The following is a 20,837-nucleotide window of genomic DNA, read 5'->3' on the forward strand; positions in this document are numbered from 1 at the left end:
CGCCCCGACCGCCAACCTCATGATCGACGGGGATGTCGGGGTGGTCACTCGTTGGCCCGGAGCGCGGCGTGCAGGTCCTGGAGCGGGCGGACCTGGAGGTCGCCGTTGATGCGCGCCTCGATGCCCATCACCGCCGCCGCCGCGCCCGGAACCGTGGTGACGCACGGGATGTCCGCGGTCACGGCGGCGCTGCGGATCTCGTAGCCGTCCGAGCGGGCGCTCGCGCCCGAGCCCTGCGGCGTGTTGACCACCAGCGCGACGTCGCCGCCGAGGATCAGCGAGACCGCGTCCGCGCCCTCGCCCGACTCGTAGTGCTTGCGGATCTGCTCGCAGGCGATGCCGTGCCGGCGCAGCACCTCGGCCGTGCCGGTGGTCGCGACGATCTCGAAGCCCAGGTCGGCCAGGCGCTTGATCGGGAAGATCATGCCGCGCTTGTCCCGGTTCGCCACCGAGACGAAGATCTTCCCGGCGGTGGGCAGCGACCCGTACGCGGCGGCCTGCGACTTGGCGAACGCCTGGCCGAAGCCGGTGTCGATGCCCATCACCTCGCCGGTGGACCGCATCTCCGGGCCGAGCAGCACGTCGATGCCCTTGCCGGACGGCGTGCGGAACCGCTTGAACGGCAGCACCGCCTCCTTCACCGCGATCGGCGCGTCCGGCGGCATGGTGCCGCCGTCCCCGGTCGGCGGCAGCATCCCCTCGGCACGCAGTTGCGCGATGGTGGCGCCCAGCGCGATCCGGGCCGCCGCCTTGGCCAGCGGCACCGCCGTCGCCTTCGAGACGAACGGCACGGTCCGGGAGGCGCGCGGGTTGGCCTCCAGCACGTAGAGCGTGTCGCCCTGCAACGCGTACTGGACGTTGAGCAGGCCGCGCACCCCCACGCCGCGGGCGATCTCCTCGGTGTAGCGGCGGACCTGGGTCAGGTGCGAACCGGCCAGCGTGATCGGCGGCAGCGTGCAGGACGAGTCCCCGGAGTGGATGCCGGCCTCCTCGATGTGCTCCATCACACCGCCCAGGTAGACGTCGCCGTCCGCGTCCACCAGCGCGTCCACGTCGATCTCGATGGCGTCGTCGAGGAAGCGGTCCACCAGCACCGGGTGGTCCGGTGAGATGTCGGTGGCCCGGCCGATGTAGTCACGCAGCGTAGCGTCGTCGTAGACGATCTCCATGCCCCGCCCGCCGAGCACGTACGACGGGCGGACCAGCACCGGGTACCCGATCTCGTCCGCGATCGCCTTCGCCTCGTCGTACGAGGTGGCCATGCCGTGTGCGGGCGCGCGCAGTCCGGCCCGGTCCAGCACCGCGCCGAACGCGCCCCGCTCCTCGGCCAGGTGGATGGACTCCGGCGAGGTGCCCACGATCGGCACCCCGGCGTCCTTGAGCCGCTGGGCGAGGCCGAGCGGGGTCTGGCCGCCGAGCTGCACGATCACCCCGACGACGCCGGGGCCGCCGGCCGCCTTGCCGGACGAGTCCTCGGCGTGCCACGCCTCCAGCACGTCCTCGAACGTCAGCGGCTCGAAGTAGAGCCGGTCGGCGGTGTCGTAGTCGGTGGAGACGGTCTCCGGGTTGCAGTTGACCATGACCGTCTCGTAGTCCACCCCCCGGAGCGCCTGTACGGCGTGCACGCAGGAGTAGTCGAACTCGATGCCCTGTCCGATCCGGTTCGGCCCGGAGCCGAGGATGAGCACCTTGGGCCGGGCCGAGGGCGCCACCTCGGTCTCCGAGTCGTACGTCGAGTAGTGGTAGGGCGTGGTCGCCTCGAACTCGGCCGCGCAGGTGTCCACCGTCTTGTAGACCGGCCGGATCCCGAGCCGGTGGCGCAGCGTCCGGACGCCGTCCTCGGCGGCCAGCTCGGGCCGCAGCGCGGCGAGCTGCCGGTCGGACAGGCCGGCGCGCTTGGCCCGGCGCAGCAGGCCGGCGTCGAGCACCGGGGCGTCGACGATCTCGGCGCGCAGCTCGACAAGCGAGGCGATCTGGTCCAGGAACCACGGGTCCATGCCGCCGGACGCCTCGGCCACCTCGGCGATCGACGCGCCCAGCCGCAGCGCCCGCTCGACCGTGTAGAGCCGGCCGTCGTGCGGCATCCGCAGCGCCGCCAGGGTGTTCTCCCGGGTCGCGCCCTCCGGGTCCGGAGTGGTCCAGAAACCAGATGATTTGGTTTCCATCGAGCGCATCGCCTTGTTCAGCGCCTCGGTGAAGTTGCGGCCCAGGCTCATCGCCTCGCCCACCGACTTCATGGTGGTGGTCAGCTCCGGGTCGGCGCCGGGGAACTTCTCGAACGCGAACCGGGGGATCTTCACCACCACGTAGTCGAGCGTCGGCTCGAACGCGGCCGGCGTCTTCAGCGTGATGTCGTTGGGGATCTCGTCCAGCGTGTAGCCGATGGCGAGCTTCGCGGCGATCTTCGCGATCGGGAAGCCGGTGGCCTTCGACGCCAGCGCCGAGGAGCGGGACACCCGCGGGTTCATCTCGATCACGACGATCCGGCCGTCGGCCGGGTTGACCGCGAACTGGATGTTGCAGCCGCCGGTGTCCACCCCGACCTCGCGCAGCACCGCGATGCCGAGGTCACGCAGTCGTTGGTACTCCCGGTCGGTGAGCGTCATCGACGGGGCGACGGTGACGCTGTCGCCGGTGTGCACGCCCATCGGGTCGACGTTCTCGATCGAGCAGACGACCACCACGTTGTCGTGGCGGTCGCGCATCAGTTCGAGCTCGTACTCCTTCCAGCCGAGCACGCTCTCCTCGATGAGCACCTCGTGCACCGGGCTGGCGGCCAGGCCCGCCCCGGCGATGCGCTCCAGGTCCTCGTCGGTGTGCGCCATCCCGGAGCCGAGACCGCCCATGGTGAACGACGGGCGGATGACCACCGGCAGGCCCAGCTCGGCGACGGTGTCGCGGACCTCGTCCATCGAGTGGCAGACCCGCGAGCGCGGGGTCAGCGTCGACGGGTCGTCCAGACCGAGGCGTACGCCGGCCTTGGCCACGATGTCCTTGAACAGCTGGCGGTCCTCGCCCCGGTTGATCGCCTCGATGTTGGCGCCGATCAGCTCGACGCCGTACTTCTCCAGCACGCCGGCGGCGTGCAGCGCGACCGCGGTGTTCAGCGCGGTCTGCCCACCCAGCGTGGGCAGCAACGCGTCCGGGCGCTCCTTGGCGATGACCAGCTCGACGAACTCCGGGGTGATCGGCTCGACGTACGTGGCGTCGGCGAACTCCGGGTCGGTCATGATCGTCGCCGGGTTGGAGTTGACCAGGCTGACCCGGATGCCCTCGCTGCGCAGCACCCGGCAGGCCTGGGTGCCGGAGTAGTCGAACTCGCAGGCCTGTCCGATCACGATCGGCCCGGAGCCGATGACCAGGATGTGCTTGAGATCGGTCCGCTTAGGCATTCGTACGCCCCTCGCTGTGGGTCCGGCCTTCGATGAGCTCGGCGAAGCGGTCGAAGAGGTAGTCCGCGTCGTGCGGGCCGGCCGCCGCCTCCGGGTGGTACTGGACGGTGAAGGCGGGCACGTCCACGGCCCGCAGCCCCTCGACCACGTTGTCATTGAGGCAGACGTGTGACACCCGGACGCCACCGAAGTCGGTGTCGACCACCTGGTCGGGGACGACCGCGCCGGACCGGACGCCCGGCACCTGCACGGCGAAGCCGTGGTTGTGGCTGGTCACCTCCACCTTGCCGGTGGCCCGGTCCAGCACCGGCTGGTTGATGCCGCGGTGGCCGTACCCGAGCTTGTAGGTGCCGAAGCCGAGCGCCCGGCCGAGGATCTGGCTGCCGAAGCAGATGCCGAACAGCGGGACCCGGCGGGTGAGCACCTCCCGGGCCAGCGCCACCGGCCCGTCGGCGGTCGCCGGGTCACCCGGGCCGGGCGAGAGGAAGACCGCGTCCGCGCCGGTGGCGAGCAGGTCCTCGACGGTCGAGCCGGCGGGCAGCACGTGGGTGGTGACGCCGCGGGCGGCGAGCCGGCGCGGCACGTTGCGCTTGATGCCCAGGTCCAGCGCGGCCACCGTGAACCGGTGCTCGCCCCGGGCCTCGACCACGTACGGCTTCGCGGTGGTCACCTCGGCGGACAGGTCCGCGCCGACCATCCCCGGCGACCGGCGGACCCGCTCCAGCAGCGCGGCCGGGTCGTCCTCGACGCTGGAGACGCCGACCCGCATCGCGCCGCGTTCGCGCAGGTGCCGGGTGAGCGCCCGGGTGTCCACGCCACTGATGCCGACCACGCCCTCGGCGGCGAGCCGGTCCTCCAGCCCGCCGGTGGCACGCCAGTTCGAGCCGATCCGGGCCGGGTCGCGCACCACGTACCCGGCCACCCAGATCCGGCCGGACTCGTCGTCGGCGCCGTTGACGCCGGTGTTGCCGATGTGCGGCGCGGTCTGCACCACCACCTGGCGGTGGTAGGAGGGGTCGGTGAGCGTCTCCTGGTAGCCGGTCATGCCGGTGTTGAAGACCGCCTCACCGAAGGTCTCCCCGACGCTGCCGTACGCCTCGCCGTGGAACGTGCGCCCGTCCTCCAGGACGAGGATCGCGCTTCTCCGCCTACTGCTCACTTGACAGCCTTTCCGTCCAGGACCGTCGGCTCGCCGCGCAGGAAGGTCGCCACGATGCGACCCGGCAGCGTCATGCGGGCGTACGGGGTGTTGCGACTGCGGCTGGCCAGCTCCGCCGGCTCGATCACGCGTCGGGCCGCCGGGTCGACCAGTGTCAGGTTGGCCGGCACGCCGGGCGCCGGGTCGAGGCCGTGCCCGGCCAGCCCGGCGATCCGGGCCGGGACGCGCGACATGCGCTCGGCGATCAGGTCCCACCGCGGGCCGAGCACGTCCAGCGCGATGGAGAGCGCGGTCTCCAGGCCGAGCATGCCCGGCCGGGCGTACGCCCACTCGCACTCCTTGTCCTCCACGGCGTGCGGCGCGTGGTCGGTGGCGATGACGTCGATCACGCCCTCGGCCAGCGCGGCGCGCAGCGCGGCGATGTCGGCGGCGGTGCGCAGCGGCGGGTTGACCTTGAAGACCGGGTCGTAGCTCTCGGCCCGTTCGTCGGTCAGCAGCAGGTGGTGCGGCGTCACCTCGGCGGTCACCCGCACCCCGCGCGCCTTGGCCTGCCGCAGCACCTCGACGCTGCCGGCGGTGGAGACGTGGCAGACGTGCAGCCGGCTGCCCACGTGCTCGGCCAGCAGCACGTCCCGGGCGATGATCGCCTCCTCGGCCACGGCCGGCCACCCGGTCAGGCCGAGGCGGGTGGAGACCTCGCCCTCGTGCATCTGCGCGCCCTCGGTGAGCCGGGGCTCCTCGGCGTGCTGGGCGATCACCCCGTCGAACGCCTTGACGTACTCCAGCGCGCGACGCATCAGCCGCGGGTCGGCGACGCAGTGCCCGTCGTCGGAGAAGATCCGCACCCGGGCCGCGGAGTCGGCCATCGCGCCCAGCTCGGCCAGGTGCTCGCCGGCCAGGCCGACCGTGACCGCGCCGATCGGCTGCACGTCGACCAGGCCGGCCTCCCGGCCCAGCCGCCAGACCTGTTCGACCACGCCGGCGGTGTCCGCGACCGGTGAGGTGTTCGCCATCGCGCAGACCGCGGTGTAGCCGCCGAGCGCCGCCGCCCGGGAGCCGGACTCGACCGTCTCGGCGTCCTCCCGGCCGGGCTCGCGCAGGTGGGTGTGCAGGTCGACCAGGCCGGGCAGCGCGACGAGTCCGGTCCCGTCGAGCACCGTGGCGTCGTCGGCGGTCAGGCCGGCGCCGACCTCGGCCACCACGCCGTCGCGGATGAGCAGGTCGGTCGGCTCGCCGCCGACCGGGCTGACGTTTCTGATCAGGTACGCGGTCACCGGTTGCTCCCTCCGAGCAGCAGGTAGAGGACGGCCATCCGCACGGAGACCCCGTTGGCGACCTGTTCGACGATGGTGGAGCGGGGCGAGTCGGCGACCTCGGGTGTGATCTCCATGCCCCGGTTCATCGGGCCGGGGTGCATGACGATCGCGTGCCCGGGCAGCCGGCGCATCCGCGGCCCGTCCAGCCCGTAGCGCCGGGCGTACTCGCGGGCCGACGGAAAGTAGGAGTCGCTCATCCGCTCCCGCTGCACCCGCAGCATCATCACCACGTCCACACCGGGAAGAACGGTGTCGAGGTCGTAGGAGACGTCGATGCCGGGCGCCAACGCCGGGGAGATGTCGACCGGGATGAGCGTCGGCGGGCCGACCAGGGTGACCTTGGCGCCGAGCGTGGAGAGCAGCAGCACGTTGGAGCGGGCCACCCGCGAGTGCAGCACGTCGCCGACGATCGCCACGTGCAGGCCGGCGAGCCGGCCCAGCCGGGACCGCATCGTGTACGCGTCCAGCAGCGCCTGGGTGGGGTGCTCGTGGGTGCCGTCGCCGGCGTTGACCACCGACCCGTCCACCCAGTCGGCCAGCCGGTGCGGCGCGCCGGAGGCGGGGTGCCGGACCACCACCGCGTCGGCGCCCATCGCCTGGAGGGTGAGCGCGGTGTCCTTCAGGCTCTCGCCCTTGGCCACGCTGGAACCCTTGGCGGAGAAGTTGATCACGTCGGCGCTGAGCCGCTTGGCCGCCGCCTCGAACGAGATCCGGGTCCGGGTGGAGTCCTCGTAGAAGAGGTTGACCACGGTGCGCCCGCGCAACGCGGGCAGCTTCTTGACCTCGCGGCCGGCCACTGTCGCCATCTCGGCCGCGGTGTCCAGGACCAGGGTGGCGGTGTCGGCGTCCAGGTCGGCGCCGGAGAGCAGGTGCCGGATCACGAGGGGGTCCCTCCGTACAGCCGCACCTCGTCGGCGCCGTCGGTCTCGGCGAGGGTGACCTTGACGTTCTCGGCCAACGCGGTGGGGATGTTCTTGCCCACGTAGTCGGCGCGGATCGGCAGCTGGCGGTGGCCGCGGTCGACCAGGACGGCGAGTTGCACGGAGGCCGGGCGGCCGACGTCGCTCAGCGCGTCGAGCGCGGCCCGCACGGTACGGCCGGAGAAGAGCACGTCGTCGACGAGCACGACCCGCCGGCCGTCGATCCCGCCCGGCGGCAGGTCGGTCGGGCCGACCGCGCGGGTGGCGTGCCGGCGCAGGTCGTCGCGGTAAAGCGTGATGTCGAGCACGCCGACCGGGACGGTCACGTCCTCGAACGTGCTGATCCGGGCCGCGAGCCGGCGGGCCAGGGGCACACCCCGGGTGGGGATGCCGAGCAGCACGGTGTCGGCGGCGCCCTGGGTCTTCTCCAGGATCTGGTGGGCGATGCGGTCGACCACCCGCGAGACGTCGGCGGCGGCGAGGATCACCTTCACCGAGGGTTGTCGCGGCGGCGACGAATGGGCAGCCGGTGGGTAGGCCACGGCGGACCTCCTTCCCCGCCTCACGGGACGGGTCGTTAAAGGACGTCTATCGACTCCGGCGGGCCCTTGCGGGGCCCGGACCGGGGCTTCACGCCACGTTACCAGCGGTCACCGGGCCGGCTGCCGCCGGTCCTGACCTGACAGTCAGCCCGGCGAAATGCGGACAAGCCAGACCGGCCTGTCGAACCTCCCCGACACCACCACTTGACCAGTTGTCGCAATCCCCGTACCGTCACGCTCCGTAGCGATAGCTGGGAGAACCCCGAGCAGCACTGGGAGTGTCCGAATGCCCTCTGAATACGCCAAGTCGCTGGGCGCCCGCCTGCGCTCCATCCGCCAGCAGCAGGGCCTGTCCCTGCAGGGGGTGGAGGAGAAGTCGAACGGGCGGTGGAAGGCCGTGGTGGTCGGCTCGTACGAGCGCGGCGACCGCGCCGTCACCGTGTCCCGCCTGGCGGAGCTGGCCGACTTCTACCGAGTTCCCGTCTCGGAGCTGCTGCCCGACGGCAGCGGGGTGCGCCACGAGCCCACCAGCAAGATCGTGCTGGACCTGGAGCGGCTCTACGACGAGGCCTCCGAGGACCTCGCCTACGTCGCCCGGTACGCCCGCGCCATCCAGCAGCAGCGCGGCGACTACAACGGCCGGGTGCTCTCCATCCGCGCCGACGACCTGCGCGCCCTCGCGATCGTCTACGACGCCTCACCGTCGGGCCTGATCGAGCGACTCACCGAGCACGGTGTGCTGGTCGCCGACCCCCGCGCGTTCTTCGCCTCCTGAGCCACGCACCACGAAGGGCCCGTGCCGAACGGCACGGGCCCTTTCGTCGTTGGTGCGGCACCGCCGCAGCCTCAGCGGCTGGCGTACTCGGCGATCCGGCCGAGAATGCCGTTGAGGAAGCGGGGCGAGTCGTCGGTCGACATCTGCCGGGCCAGCTCGACGGCCTCGCTGATCGCCACCGCGTCGTCGATCTCGTCGACGTAGAGCAGCTCGTACACGGCGATCCGGGCGAGGTTGCGGTCGACCACCGGCATCCGCTCCAGCGTCCACCCCTCGGCGTAGCTGGCGATCGTCTCGTCGATCCGGTCGAGGTGCGCCGCGACGCCCTCGACCAGCCCGACCGCGTAGCCGAGATGGTCCGGACGCGGCTGCTCGATCCGCTCCAGGTAGCCGGCGAGCACCTCCACCGGGGGGCGGTCCCGCAGGTCGGCCTCGAAGAGCACGTCCAGCGCCCGCTTGCGCGCCTTGCGGCGCGCCGGCATCTGCTGCTTCGGACCCTCGGCCATCAGGCTCGGCCGAGGTAACGGCCGTCGCGGGTGTCGACCTTGATCTTCTCGCCGGTGGTGATGAACAGCGGCACCTGGACGGTGGCGCCGGTCTCGACCGTGGCCGGCTTGTTGCCGCCGGTGGACCGGTCGCCCTGGAGGCCCGGCTCGGTGTAGGTGACCTCGAGCACGACCGAGGTCGGCAGCTCGATGTAGAGCGGGACGCCCTCGTGCGTCGCGACGGTCGCCTCGGCCTCCGGGAGGAGGTAGTTGGCGGCCTCGCCGACGGTGTCGCCCATCACGGTGATCTGGTCGAACGTCTCCAGGTCCATGAAGACGTAGTCCTCGCCGTCGGCGTAGAGGTACTGCATGGTGCGCTTGTCGACGGTGGCGGTCTCGACCTTGGTGCCCGCGTTGAAGGTCTTGTCGACCACCTTGCCGGACAGCACGTTCTTCAGCGTGGTACGCACGAACGCACCACCCTTACCGGGCTTGACGTGCTGGAACTCGACGACGGCCCACAGCTCGCCGTCCAGGTTGAGTACCAGGCCGTTCTTCAGGTCGTTGGTGGTGGCCATTTCCTGCCTTGATCATCAATTGGCGGACAGACCCACCAAGTCTACTAGCTGTGTCGAATCGGACTCGCGCGCTGCGCGAGGTGGTGCAGGGCCAGCCGGTATCCGTCCACGCCCAGACCGCAGATCACGCCGGTGGCCACCGCCGAGACCACCGAGTGGTGCCGGAACTCCTCCCGGGCGTGGATGTTGGAGATGTGCACCTCGACCAGCGGGCCCCGCAGCATGGCGCAGGCGTCCCGGACCGCTACCGAGTAGTGCGACCAGGCGGCCGGGTTCAGCACCACCGCCGCCTCCTCGTCCGCCGCCTGGTGCAGCCAGCCCAGCAGCTCGTGCTCGGCGTCGGTCTGCCGGACCACCACGTCCAGTCCCAGCTCCCGCCCGGTCCGCTCGCACATGGCCACCAGGTCGGCGTAGCTGGTCACGCCGTAGACGTCGACCTGGCGGGTGCCGAGGCGGCCCAGGTTCGGCCCGTTGAGCACGTACGCCCTCACGAGCTGATCTCCCGGTAGGCCGCGGCCAGCAGCTCGTCCGGCGGGGCCTCCAGCATGGCCGGGCGGGCCAGGCCGTCCAGCACCACGAACCGCAGCCGGCTCCCCCGGGCCTTCTTGTCCACCCGCATCGCGGCGAGCAGCTCCGGCCAGGCGTCCGCCCGGTAGCCGGTGGGCAGGTCGAGCGCGGTCAGCACCGACCGGTGCCGGCGCGCGGTGGCGTCGTCGAGCCGGCCGGCGAGCCGCGCGAGAGTGGCCGCGTAGACCAGCCCGACCGCGACCGCGTGGCCGTGCCGCCAGCGGTAGCCCTCCACCTTCTCGATCGCGTGCGCCAGCGTGTGCCCGTAGTTGAGCACCTCTCGCACCCCCGACTCGCGCAGGTCGCCGCCGACCACGCCGGCCTTGACCCGCACCGCCCGCTCGACCAGCTCACGGACCACCGGACCGGCCGGGTCCCGCGCGGCCAGCGGGTCCCGCTCGACGAGGTCGAGGATCACCGGGTCGGCGATGAAGCCGCACTTGACCACCTCGGCCATCCCGGCGGCCAGGTCGGCCGGGGGCAGGGCGTCCAGCGTCGCCAGGTCGCAGAGCACACCGGCCGGCGGGTGGAACGCGCCGACCAGGTTCTTGCCGGCGGCCGTGTTGATCCCGGTCTTGCCGCCGACCGCGGCGTCGACCATGCCGAGCAGCGAGGTCGCCACCGGCACCCAGCGCACCCCGCGCAGCCAGCTCGCGGCGACGAAGCCGGCCAGGTCGGTGACCGCGCCACCGCCCACCCCGACCACCGCGTCGGTACGCGTGAAACCCGCCGCGCCGAGCCGGTCCCAGCAGGCGGCGGCCACGTCGACGTGCTTGCCCGCCTCGGCGTCCGGCACCTCCACCAGCAGCGGCGCCACGCCGTCGGCGCGGGCCCGCTCGGCGAGCCGCTCGGCCAGCGCCTTGAGCGGCGGCGCGTACAGGTAGGCCACCCGCTCCGCGCCGGGCAGCAGGTCGGGCGGCGGGTCGAGCAGGTCGCGTCCCACCAGCACGTCGTACGGCCGCTCGCCGCCGACCGGGATCCGGGTCACCTCGTCCATCGCCGGCAGCCTAGTCCAGCGCCCGTCCCCGGCGCGGCGACTGTCCACTCCGTGGGGCGTTTGTCCGGCCCCGCCCCGGGTAGGGCCGCAGAATGAGCATCCGTCTTCCCGCCACGATCCTCGGCGTCGGCCTCGGCGGCTTCGTCGACGGCATCGTGCTGCACCAGGTCCTCCAGTGGCACCACATGCTCAGCAGCACCGCCACCGACCGGGTGGGGATCAGGGACTACCCGGTCGACACCGTGCCCGGCCTGGAGATGAACACGCTGTGGGACGGGCTGTTCCACGTCGTCACCTGGGTGGCGGTGCTGACCGGGCTGGCCCTGCTCTACGCCCGGGTGACCCGCTCCCGGGGCCGGCTCTGGCGCTCCCCCATGCTGTGGGGCTGGATGCTTGTCGGGTGGGGCCTGTTCAACCTGGTGGAGGGCGTCGTCGACCACCACCTGCTCGGCATCCACCACGTCCGGACCGGCCCGCACCAGACCTGGTGGGACCTCGGCTTCCTGGCGCTCGGCGCGATCCTGGTCGTCGGCGGCTGGGCGATCCAGCGGCGGGCCGACGCGATCGACCTGTGCGCGCCGGAGGCGCGGTGAGCCTCGCGCACGGCGGGCACGCCGCCGGTGGCTTCCCGGCGACCGCGCTGCTGCCGGCGGCGGTGTTCTGGGCGTACCTGGCCGCCGCGCTGCGGCTGCGGGACCCCGGCGGGCCGGGCTGGTCGTCCGCGCGAACGACCAGCTTCGGGCTGGGCGCGCTGCTGGTGACCGTGGGGCTGCTCCGGCCGGCCGGCGACTTCGTCGGGCACATGTGGCAGCACCTGCTGATCGGCATGCTCGCGCCGCTGGCGCTGGTGCTCGGCGCGCCGGTCACCCTGCTGCTGCGCACCCTGGACCGGCGTACCGGACGCCGGCTGGTCCACGTCCTGCGCCACCCGGTCGCGCGGGTGCTCGGCCACCCGGTGACCGGCCTGCTGCTCACCGCCGGCGGTCTGTGGCTGCTCTACCTCACCCCGCTCTACCGGGCCACGCTGGAGAATCCGCTGCTGCACACGCTGGTGCAGGCCCACTTCCTGCTCAGCGGCTGCCTGTTCGCCTGGTCCGTCGCCGGGCCGGACCCCGGCCCGCACCGCCCCCGGGTGCCGGTACGGCTGGTGGTGCTCGGCGCCGGGGTCGCCGCCCACGCCACGATCGCCCAACTGCTCTACGCCGGTGTGCTCGTCGACGTGCCGGCCACCGGCGCCGAACTGCGGGCCGGCGCCACGCTCATGTACTACCTCGGTGACCTGGCCGAGATCGCGCTCGCGTTCGCGTTGCTCGCCACCTGGCGCCCGGAGCGCACCGCCCGCCCGGCGCGACGCGCCGCCCCCGAGCCGGCCCGGACCGGACCGGTGCCGCGAGGTCCCGTCAGGGCTTGAGCAGGGCGGCGATCTCGGTGGCCAGCTCCTCCGGCGCGCGGCCGTCGGTCACCACGGTCGCGGTCGCCACCTCGGCGTAGAGCGGACGGCGCTGATCCAACAGGTGTTTGAGGGTGGCCCGGGGGTTCAACGCCAGCAGCGGCCGGCCGGCGCCCAGCCCGACCCGCCGGATCGCGTCCGGCAGCTCCACCGACAGGTGCACCACCGTGTGGCCGATCAGCGCGGCCCGGTTCTCCTCGGCCAGGACCGCGCCACCGCCGAGCGCGAGCACACCGGCGTGCGAGGCCAGCGCCGCCGCCACGGCGGCCCGCTCCAGCGTACGGAAATGGTCCTCGCCCTCGTCGACGAAGATCTCCGGGATCGGCTTGCCGGCCAGCCGCTCGATGTCGGTGTCGGTGTCCCGGAAGTCGACGCCGAGCGCGGCGGCGAGCGCCGTGCCCACCGTGGTCTTGCCGGAGCCGGGCGCGCCGACCAGTACGCAGACCGGCCGGGTGCTCATCTGACCACCAGGCTGTCGAGGTAGCTCGCCAGGTTGCGGCGCATCTCGGCGACCGAGTCGCCGCCGAACTTCTCCACCGCGGCCTCGGCCAGCACGAGCGCCACCATGGCCTCGGCGACCACCGCCGCCGCCGGCACCGCGCACACGTCGGAACGCTGGTTGATCGCGGTGGCCGGCTCGCCGGTGGTCACGTCGATCGTCGCGAGCGCGCGGTTGAGTGACGAGATCGGCTTCATCGCCGCCTTCACCCGCAGCGGCTCGCCGGTGGTGATGCCGCCCTCCAGGCCGCCGGCCCGGTCGGTGACCCGGCGCACGCCGGTGGCGCTGGGGATGATCTCGTCGTGCGCCTCCGAGCCACGGGAGCGCGCCTGCTGCCAGCCGTCGCCGATCTCGACGCCCTTGATCGCCTGGATCGACATCACCGCGGTGGCCAGCCGGGCGTCGAGCTTGCGGTCCCACTGCACGTGACTGCCCAGGCCCGGCGGCACGCCGTACGCGAGCACCTCGACCACGCCGCCGAGCGTGTCGGCGTCCTTCTTCGCGGCGTCGACCTCGGCGACCATCCGGGCGCTCGCGTCGGCGTCGAGGCAGCGCAGCGGATCCGCGTCGATCCGCGCGGCGTCGGCGGGGGTGGGCCGCAGGCCGGGCTTCGCCGCCACCGGCCCCAACTCCACCACGTGCGACACGATCTCCACGCCGAGCGCCTGCCGGACGAGGGCCTTGGCGACCGTGCCCACGGCGACCCGGGCGGCGGTCTCCCGGGCGCTGGCCCGCTCCAGGATCGGCCGGGCGTCGGTGTGGCCGTACTTCTGCATGCCCGCCAGGTCGGCGTGGCCGGGCCGGGGGCGGGTCAGCGGCGCGTTGCGGGCCTGCGCGGCAAGCTCCTCCGGGTCGACCGGGTCGGCGGCCATCACCGTCTGCCACTTGGGCCACTCGGAGTTGCCCACCCGGATCGCCACCGGGCTGCCCAGCGTCACGCCGTGCCGGAGCCCGCCGATGATCTCGATCTCGTCCCGCTCGAACGCCATCCGGGCACCCCGGCCGTAGCCGAGCCGGCGGCGGGCCAGCTCGTCGCCGATCTCGGTGGTGGTCACCTCGATGCCGGCGGGCACCCCCTCCATCAGCGCGACGAGGGCGGGTCCGTGCGATTCACCTGCAGTCAGCCAGCGCAACACAGCGGCCAGTGTGTCACGCGCCGGGGCCCCGCCGATGCGCTGCCCACCACGTCCCGCTCTGCGGACACCCGCGTTCGACGCCGAGCGCCGCACCGATCCTGGGTGGGCGTCGACCGACGCCCACCCAGGATCTGGTGTCACCTATCCGTGTACCGCGGATCCGTCAGCCATCAATGATCTTGATGGCCCCCGCGGGATTGAGACCGATCCAGATCTCGACCGCCTCCCGGTCGACGTCCCGGAGATAGACGTCGCCCTTCACCTCCCTCGGATGATGCGGTGAGCGCCGCAGGTTCAGCGCGAGCCTTCCGGCCAGCACCACGACCGCCAGCACGAGCGCCACCAACAGTGTCACCACCATGTGCCGCGCGTCGTCGCGCACCGAGTCGACGCCGTACGCGACGACGAGCAGAACCGCCGCGACGAGCACCGCCGGGAACACCCTGCGCCGCCAGATGGTCTCCGTCTGGCAGGTTCGGGTGAACCGCTCGGCCGCAGCCACACCCACCGGGAGGCTGACCACGGACCGACTCAACCCGTACCGGCCCAGGCAGCAGACGCGCGCCACGGTGGCCGCCTCACTGCCGTCGATGATCGATCTCGGCGCGGGCGCCAGCTCACCGGCCGTTCGGCCGGCCAACCAGACGTCGACCCGTGGTTTCATCCGCCTGCCTCCCCAAACTCCACTGTCGGCCTAGGCACAGAACTTGCTGGTGGTCCAGCCATATCCCCACTGGTACTGCCGGCTGCGGTTCGTCCACCAGCGGAAGTACCCGTTGACGTACGCTCCCCGCTTCCGGGTGCACCGTTCGCTGTACTCCCAGACGAACCAGGCGATGGCACCGGCCGCGACGGCGAACGCGGCCCCGGCCGGCCCGGAGAAGACGGCCGCGATCGCGCCGATGATGGCGTACGCGAAGCCCCATCTGGTCAGGAACCTCACGTCACTGTGGGAGATGTAGCACTGGAAGTTCCAGTCGACGCGGTAGCCACCCCAGCCGCCCCACCAGTAGTACCACTTACGGGAGCTGAGGCTGGTGCGCCAGCACGACAGATTGCCGGTGGTGTCTTCCTTGTTGACCGAGTCGCCGGTGCCGTATTCGTACGGATTGGAGTTGCCCCCGTAGATCGGGTCGGTGGAGAGGAATCGGCTGGTGCTGGGGTTGTAGAGGCGGGAGCCCATGAGGATCGAGCCGTCGGGGGTGTCGGCGGCGCGTTGGTGGGTGCCGAGCCAGCCGTAGCGTCGGGTGCCGGCGTCCGCGGGATTGCGCGCGTTGCCGTGCTCGTCGTACTCGCTGGTGTAGGCCAGCCCGACGCCGGTTTCGGTCATCCCAGCGACGAGATCGCCGTGCAGATTGGTGATCTGCCAGACGACACCGACGGTGCTGGTGAACAGGCCGGCGATGCCGGCGAGCCCACTGATAGCCCGCGAGTGCCGGCCGCCGCCCTCGTCGGTCCAGCTCGGACTGTCACCGTCGGCGCTGTAGTGGTTGATCCGGGTGAGGCTGTCGGCGGTGTCGGTCCAGGAGCGGATCCGGTTGGGCACGACATCCAGGTTGTAGGTGGTGGTGCGGGTGCCTCGGGTGATGCTGCGCACCATGTCGTTGACGTGGTAGGTCATGGTGCTTTCCGCGGCACCGGAGACCGCGAGGTCGACGGCCGGCTGGGTCAGCGTCCGGCCGAGCGCGTCGTAGGTGTAGCCGGTCCCGGTGGTGCGGTCGGCGCTGTCATAGCTCCACTCCCGGCTGGCGCCGGCCGTGGTCGTCTGACAGGCGCCGCCCGTCGCCGGGCCGTACGCCACCTGACTGGTGCCGTTGGTGGCCTCGTCGAAGCCGTACCCGCGGGTGCTGCACTGGCCGGCCACGGTGTCCGCCACGCCGGTGAGCCGGGCGGCCTGGTCGTAGCTGAAGACCTGCGAGGACAGGGTCGACGAGCGGCTGCGCCACTGGTCGTGGGCGCTGGCGGTGACCGTCTCGCTGTAGAGGGTGCAGTTGCTCTGGCCGCAGCCCGGCTTGGTGTAGGTGATGCCGCGGGCCGCGCCGCTCTCGTCGGTGGTCAGGTTCACCACGAGTCCGTTGGGCCAGGTCTGGCTGACCGGGATCCCATCGTTGTCGTAGCTGGCGGTGAAGGTGCCCGTCTGGGTGTCCGCCACCGACGTCGGCAGGCCGCGTCGCTCGCTGCCGCCGTCGAAGGTGAAGGTGCGGGTGCCCTTGCCGTCATTGACGGTGGCCGGCCGGCCCGCGATGTCGAAGGTGCTGGCGGTGACCGTGCCGTCGGCGTCGGTGTACGAGGCCATCCGGCCCAGGCTGTCGTACTCGCGGATGATCTCCGCCGTCACCGTCCCGGAGCCGTTGACCGTCTGGCTCCGGACCGCCTGCCCGCTGGCCTGGTCGTAGACGGTGCGCCGCTTCTCCAGCGCCGTGCCCAGACCGGCCGCGGTCACCGACATCTCCGACTGACGCCCGGCGGCGTCGTAGGTGAGGTCGGTCCGCCGCAGCTCACCCGATCCGGTCTTCACCGTCTGTCGGCGCGGCTGCCCGAACATGTCGTAGGTGACGGCCGTGACCGGTAGTTCCGGCCCGGACTCGGGCTGACCGCCGGTCTGCGTGCGGCAGACCAGGCCGTCCCACTCCGGCCGGTTGCCGCACTCCGGGTAGGTGGCGTTGGCCGCCGCCCGGTAGTAGACCGTGACCCGGGTCGCCGGTGTGGTGTCCGCGCTGCCACCGGCCGGGGCCGTGGTGCTGACCACGCGCCCTTCGCTGTCGTAGCCCGTTCGGGTGACCAGGTCCAGGTCGCCCGGATCGACGGTGACCCTGACCGGCTGGCGCAGCGTCCAGTCGTAGTCGGTGGTGGTGGTGCGGGTGTCCGCGTCCAGGGTCTGTCCGGCGTCGACATAGCTGACCGATGACCGTTCGGTGGTCGCCAGCTTGTAGGGCCCGCCGCTGCTCGGCGCTCCCTGGTCGTAGGTGAGCCGGGCGTGCTGCCGACCGCGCACGACCGTGCCGGAGTCGAGCATCACGTCATGCTCCGAGCCGAACGTCTCCAGCAGCAACTGGCCGTCGGTGGAGTAGACGTTGAAGGTGGCCAGCTTCGCCGCGAGCTGCGCCTCGGCGCTGGCGGTGTCGCCTGGTGACGCGTCCAGGGCCCGCTGGCGGTTGCCGGCGGTCAACTCCTGCACGACGTTGCCGTACCGGTCGTAGGAGGTGGCGGTGACGCGCCCACCCGGTTCGGCCATGTTGACCACACGGGCGTTGGCGTCCAGGTAGGTGACCGTCGCACGCTGGTAGGAGCTGGGCAGCGTACCGGTGCTCGGGTCGCCGGTCGGCACCTCGGTGGCCGGGAAGACGGCCGTGGCGTCGGTCGGTGGCTCCGCCTGCGCCCACCGTGCGGTCTGCGCGCCGGACAGGTCGTACGGCGCGCCGCTGCCGGAGGTCGGCACCTGGTAGACGACCGTCTGCACGGACGTTCCCGCGGTCAACGCCGACCGGGTCACCTTGTAGAGCCGGCCCTTGCCGGGGTCGCTCGGCGTGGTCGTGTACGAGAACTGCCACGGCTGCTGGGCCGGCGGCGTCAACGAGACGATGATGCCGTTCGAGTCGTAGTAGTAGACCGTTCGCAGCGAGTGCGGCCCGGTGCCGTCGGTGTAGTCCAGCCGGGGGTCGTGCACGCTCCGCAGCCGGCCGCTGTTGTCGTAGGTGTAGCGGGCCAGCACGACGGTCCGCATCGCCGGAGTGGACAGGTCCGGGTCCCAGGCGGTGTAGGAGATCTGCTTCACCCGGCCGACGTAGTCGCCCCACTGACCGTCACCGAGGCCGGTGGCCGTGGTGGTGGTGGCGTAGGTGAAGGTCAGGGCACGGCAGCCACGGACCAGCGTGGTGCAGCTGACGCCGGCCGGCACCGGGGACAGCAGACGGGTCGGCCGCATGACGTCGTTGGTCCCCAGCGTCACTTTCTCCCAGGAGTAGGTGGTGGCGCTCCCCGAGCCCGGCGGCGTCACCGAGGTGGGGGTCCAGACGTTCGCCGGGTCCGTCGAGGTCCGGGTGAACGTGACCACGTTCCCCTTCTCGTCGGCGAGGGTGAAGGTGTTGGCGGCCGAGCTGAAGGTCAGCTGGTAGGACTCCGCGCCGACCTGCGGCTCGTAGTTGACCCCGGCGCTGTCGACCTTGGTGAAACCGATCGACGAGTCGTCCGGGAGCTTCACCTGGACCAGGCTGCCGTAGGTGGTCAGCCTGGTGTAGGGCGCTTCCGCGTCGGACACCACCAGACCGGAGACCCAGCCCGGACCGAAGAGCGGATCGAGGCCGAGCGGCTGCCGGCTGTTGACGGTGCGGGAGATGGACAATCCGGCAGCCGAGACGTCCGGAGCGGAGATCTGGTAGTTGCCGGTGATCAGGTTGACCGAGCCGGGCCCCACCTGGACGGTGTCGGCCGAGGCCAGGTTACGGTCGAAGCGGAACTTGACCTGGTCGGCCGGCGCCCCGTAGTTGCTCAGGTTGAAGTAGGGCCGGACCTGCACCGGTCCGTCGCGCGGGATGCCGTTGGCGTCGACCGCGGCGAGCGTGGCGGCGACGTCCCAGTTCAGCTTCGGCGCGGCGCCGCTGGTCAGGGCGGCCGGCCAGGTGACCGGTCCTCCGCCGACGGCGTAGCTGACGTGTCCCGCCGGGATGGTGACCCAGGTGTCGGAGCCGGCCCGCCGCCACTGGTAGGTGACGTCGACGAAGGACGGCGCGGCGGTCGAGGCGAGGACCACCTTGGCGCCGCTGACGTCACCGGCCTTGGGCGAATCCTGGGAGCCGGAGCCGACCTTGAACGGGTAGCTGCGCAGCGCGGTGAGGTTGCCGGCCGAGTCCCGGGTCCGCGCCCAGACGTTGTGCCAGCCCGGGGTGAGCGGCTTGATGCTCACCGTGGCAGCGGCGCCCGGCGACGGCGCGTTGACCACCTTGTTCGGCGGCTGCACGTCGAGGCTGTACTCGTAGGCGGCGGCGTCGGCGATGCCGTTCGGGTCAAACGTGAAGTTGCCGGCGACGTTCGCGTCGCCACCCCACTGGTTCTCCGGGTAGGTCGAGGAGCTGACGATCGGCGGCGCGCCGATCGACGTGTCCACGGTGAACTCACAGAACGGCGACCACGCGCCGTCCACCGAGCCGTCGTTGCCGCGTACCCGCCACTTGTAGGACGAGCCGTTGGTCATGACGCCGGCCGGCACCGTGGCGCTGAAGGTGCTGCCGGAGGCGGCGGTAGCCGTGATCGTGCTGCCCAGCTTGGTGGTGCCGGTCAGCGTCCACCACTCGACCTCGGCCTTCACCGTCGAACCCTCGGCGTCCGAGATGATCGACTTGAGCTGCGGCGTGGCGGTGTTGACGGTCGGCCGGGAAGCGCCGGTGACGCAGGCCGTCGACGGCACCGTCGAGCGGGTGCCGACCGTCGGGTACGAGTTGTAGGTCACCACCGCGTACGGGACCTGACTGCTGTCGACCGCGTTGCGGGAGCGGAACTGCTTGAAGCTGTTGGTGTTCGTCTCGTCGGTGCCCCGCACGCCCATGTAGGCGGTGGACTGCCCGGCGGTGGCGGCCCGCTGGAAGAAGCTGGTGCCGCTGACGCTCACCCAGCCGTCGTCGCAGGTCGACGAGAAGCCCTTGGTCTGGGTGGAGGTCGCCTCCTTCTGGATCCAGGTGGGCTGGGTGCCCCAACGGGTCGCCGAGGAGGCGGCGCCGGTGCTCCAGATCTCCCAGGAGTTCGCGGTGCAGGTGTTGGACCAGAAGTTCCAGAAGTAGACCGTCGCCCCGGTGATCTGCTTGCCGGCGAGCGCGGAGACCGGCCAGTTCACGAACGCGCGCGACTTCACGCTGGGCGAGCCGGCCAGCAGGCCGACTTGGAGGTCGTTCGCCCCGCCGCGGTCGACGGTGTCGCCCTCCTTCACATAGGTGTCGAAGGAGGTGTAGAGCGGGTTGATCTGCGGGTCGATGGTGACCGGGTACTGCGTGGCCGGGTCCTTCAACCAGGCCAGGTCGGGCTGCAACCGCATGGTGAGCCCGTTCGGAGCGGCGGCGCGGGCACCCGCCGAGGGGCGCTCCGCCTTCGTCCTGACCATGGCGCGGCGGGTCGGCTCCTCGGAGCCGGGGGCACGCCGGGCGTCCCACATCTGCGGCGCGGGGACCGTGGCGACCGGCTTGCCCTTGGCGTTGAGCAGGGTCAGGCCGCCCGCCGGGTCCTGCGTGAACGAGGAAAGGCCCTTGCCGGTCAGCGGAAGCGCCAGCGAGGGCAGGCGGTCGACCGCATCGCGGCTCTTGACGGTCAGGAACTGGGAGAAGCCGGTCCGGGTCGCCTCGACGACCAGGTCGATCCCCGGGGCGATCTCGGGATAGGTCGCACGGTTCTCGGCGAGGACCGGCGTCGGCAGTGCGCCCGGCCAACCGAGCGCGAACCGGCCGGCGCCGGCGCCGACCGCGGCGAGTTCACCCGCGCCGGAACGCTTACCGGAGATCCGCAGGTCGAGCGGGTGCGCCACGGCTTGCACGGAGCCGTCGGCGGCGGGCTGGAGGGTGAGGTCGATCGGCGTCCAGCCGCCGTTCCTGCGCATCCGGACCGGTCCGGCGTGGACCTTCGCCTCGATCTGGCCGTTCGGGTGTGCGAGGTACTCGGCGGACTCGGTCGTCATGCCGGTGATGCGGACGTCCCGGCCGGTCATCCGGGCGGTGACCAGCGCCGCCATCTCGTCGGGTCGTTCCAGTGCACCGACCGGCTTCGGCTTGGGCGCCGCCTCCGCCCGCCGCACGGGCAGGTCGGACAGCGTCATCGCCAGGCTCATGGCCAGGGCCACGGTGGCGACCCGTCCCGATCGGGAACCGACGAACCGATTCCATCTTCGTAGTGACAGGACTGTTTTCGCGCGCGCAGGAGCCACTCTAGGCCCTCCCCCGTGTTCTTAGGGCTGATAGTGGGCCGAACGCTACGGTCCTTCGAAGACGAGCGTCAATAAGCAACTTTGCGTGATTCGACGGGCCACCGAGATCCGACCCTG

At 71.9% G+C, this 20,837-nt stretch carries 16 protein-coding genes; 3 read left to right on the top strand and 13 right to left on the bottom strand.

Annotated features, from left to right (window positions below; genetic code table 11):
* Positions 1-44 precede the first annotated feature (44 nt).
* From carB to pyrR, 5 genes are read right to left on the bottom strand one after another with little or no spacing between them, the layout of a single operon-like run.
* Positions 45-3,392: a carbamoyl-phosphate synthase large subunit gene (carB, locus tag VKK44_RS17380; RefSeq protein ID WP_343442145.1), complete on the bottom strand. Its 3,348-nt coding sequence runs from the start codon at positions 3,390-3,392 to the stop codon at positions 45-47.
* Positions 3,385-4,551 (bottom strand): glutamine-hydrolyzing carbamoyl-phosphate synthase small subunit, encoded by a 1,167-nt coding sequence (gene carA, locus VKK44_RS17385; RefSeq protein WP_343442146.1) that lies wholly within the window; start codon positions 4,549-4,551, stop codon positions 3,385-3,387. The genes carB and carA overlap by 8 nt, the downstream gene beginning before the upstream one ends.
* Complete coding sequence (locus tag VKK44_RS17390) at positions 4,548-5,825, bottom strand: dihydroorotase (RefSeq protein ID WP_343442148.1); 1,278 nt, start codon at positions 5,823-5,825, stop codon at positions 4,548-4,550. Before VKK44_RS17390 ends, carA begins: the two co-directional genes overlap by 4 nt.
* A complete protein-coding gene (locus tag VKK44_RS17395) occupies positions 5,822-6,748 on the bottom strand; it encodes an aspartate carbamoyltransferase catalytic subunit (protein WP_343442149.1) in 927 nt (308 codons plus the stop codon). Before VKK44_RS17395 ends, VKK44_RS17390 begins: the two co-directional genes overlap by 4 nt.
* Positions 6,745-7,329, bottom strand: coding sequence for a bifunctional pyr operon transcriptional regulator/uracil phosphoribosyltransferase PyrR (pyrR, locus tag VKK44_RS17400; protein ID WP_343442150.1), 585 nt, complete (start codon positions 7,327-7,329; stop codon positions 6,745-6,747). Before pyrR ends, VKK44_RS17395 begins: the two co-directional genes overlap by 4 nt.
* A gap of 286 nt (positions 7,330-7,615) precedes the next feature.
* Between pyrR and bldD the strand changes: the two genes are divergently transcribed.
* The gene (gene bldD, locus VKK44_RS17405) at positions 7,616-8,104 is read left to right on the top strand and encodes a transcriptional regulator BldD (RefSeq protein ID WP_013285505.1); all 489 of its coding nucleotides are present in this window, start codon (positions 7,616-7,618) and stop codon (positions 8,102-8,104) included.
* Positions 8,105-8,175: 71 nt separating this feature from the next.
* Here bldD and nusB read toward each other — a convergent pair whose 3' ends face one another.
* From nusB to aroB, 4 genes are read right to left on the bottom strand one after another with little or no spacing between them, the layout of a single operon-like run.
* Positions 8,176-8,586, bottom strand: coding sequence for a transcription antitermination factor NusB (gene nusB / locus VKK44_RS17410; RefSeq protein ID WP_199733039.1), 411 nt, complete (start codon positions 8,584-8,586; stop codon positions 8,176-8,178).
* Between the two features lie 23 nt (positions 8,587-8,609).
* Positions 8,610-9,167: an elongation factor P gene (gene efp / locus VKK44_RS17415; RefSeq protein WP_343442151.1), complete on the bottom strand. Its 558-nt coding sequence runs from the start codon at positions 9,165-9,167 to the stop codon at positions 8,610-8,612.
* Between the two features lie 44 nt (positions 9,168-9,211).
* Positions 9,212-9,658 carry a type II 3-dehydroquinate dehydratase gene (gene aroQ, locus VKK44_RS17420; RefSeq protein ID WP_343442152.1) on the bottom strand — a complete coding sequence of 149 codons (447 nt, stop codon included), beginning with the start codon at positions 9,656-9,658 and terminating at the stop codon, positions 9,212-9,214.
* Positions 9,655-10,731, bottom strand: coding sequence for a 3-dehydroquinate synthase (aroB, locus tag VKK44_RS17425; RefSeq protein WP_343442153.1), 1,077 nt, complete (start codon positions 10,729-10,731; stop codon positions 9,655-9,657). Before aroB ends, aroQ begins: the two co-directional genes overlap by 4 nt.
* A 92-nt stretch (positions 10,732-10,823) precedes the next feature.
* Here aroB and VKK44_RS17430 point away from each other — a divergent pair, with 92 nt between their 5' ends.
* Complete coding sequence (locus VKK44_RS17430; RefSeq protein WP_343442154.1) at positions 10,824-11,324, top strand: DUF2243 domain-containing protein; 501 nt, start codon at positions 10,824-10,826, stop codon at positions 11,322-11,324.
* Positions 11,321-12,142 (top strand): cytochrome c oxidase assembly protein, encoded by an 822-nt coding sequence (locus VKK44_RS17435; RefSeq protein ID WP_343442155.1) that lies wholly within the window; start codon positions 11,321-11,323, stop codon positions 12,140-12,142. The genes VKK44_RS17430 and VKK44_RS17435 overlap by 4 nt, the downstream gene beginning before the upstream one ends.
* Here the strand turns inward: VKK44_RS17435 and VKK44_RS17440 are convergent.
* From VKK44_RS17440 to VKK44_RS17455, 4 genes are all read right to left on the bottom strand, one after another.
* Positions 12,132-12,641, bottom strand: coding sequence for a shikimate kinase (locus VKK44_RS17440; protein WP_343442156.1), 510 nt, complete (start codon positions 12,639-12,641; stop codon positions 12,132-12,134). The genes VKK44_RS17435 and VKK44_RS17440 overlap by 11 nt on opposite strands.
* Complete coding sequence (gene aroC, locus VKK44_RS17445; protein WP_343442157.1) at positions 12,638-13,816, bottom strand: chorismate synthase; 1,179 nt, start codon at positions 13,814-13,816, stop codon at positions 12,638-12,640. Before aroC ends, VKK44_RS17440 begins: the two co-directional genes overlap by 4 nt.
* Positions 13,817-13,979: 163 nt before the next feature.
* Positions 13,980-14,339: a hypothetical protein gene (locus tag VKK44_RS17450; protein WP_343442158.1), complete on the bottom strand. Its 360-nt coding sequence runs from the start codon at positions 14,337-14,339 to the stop codon at positions 13,980-13,982.
* Positions 14,340-14,510: 171 nt separating this feature from the next.
* Complete coding sequence (locus tag VKK44_RS17455; RefSeq protein ID WP_343442159.1) at positions 14,511-20,624, bottom strand: RHS repeat-associated core domain-containing protein; 6,114 nt, start codon at positions 20,622-20,624, stop codon at positions 14,511-14,513.
* Positions 20,625-20,837: the final 213 nt, after the last annotated feature.

The organism is Micromonospora sp. DSM 45708, assembly GCF_039566955.1.
Classification (GTDB): domain Bacteria; phylum Actinomycetota; class Actinomycetes; order Mycobacteriales; family Micromonosporaceae; genus Micromonospora.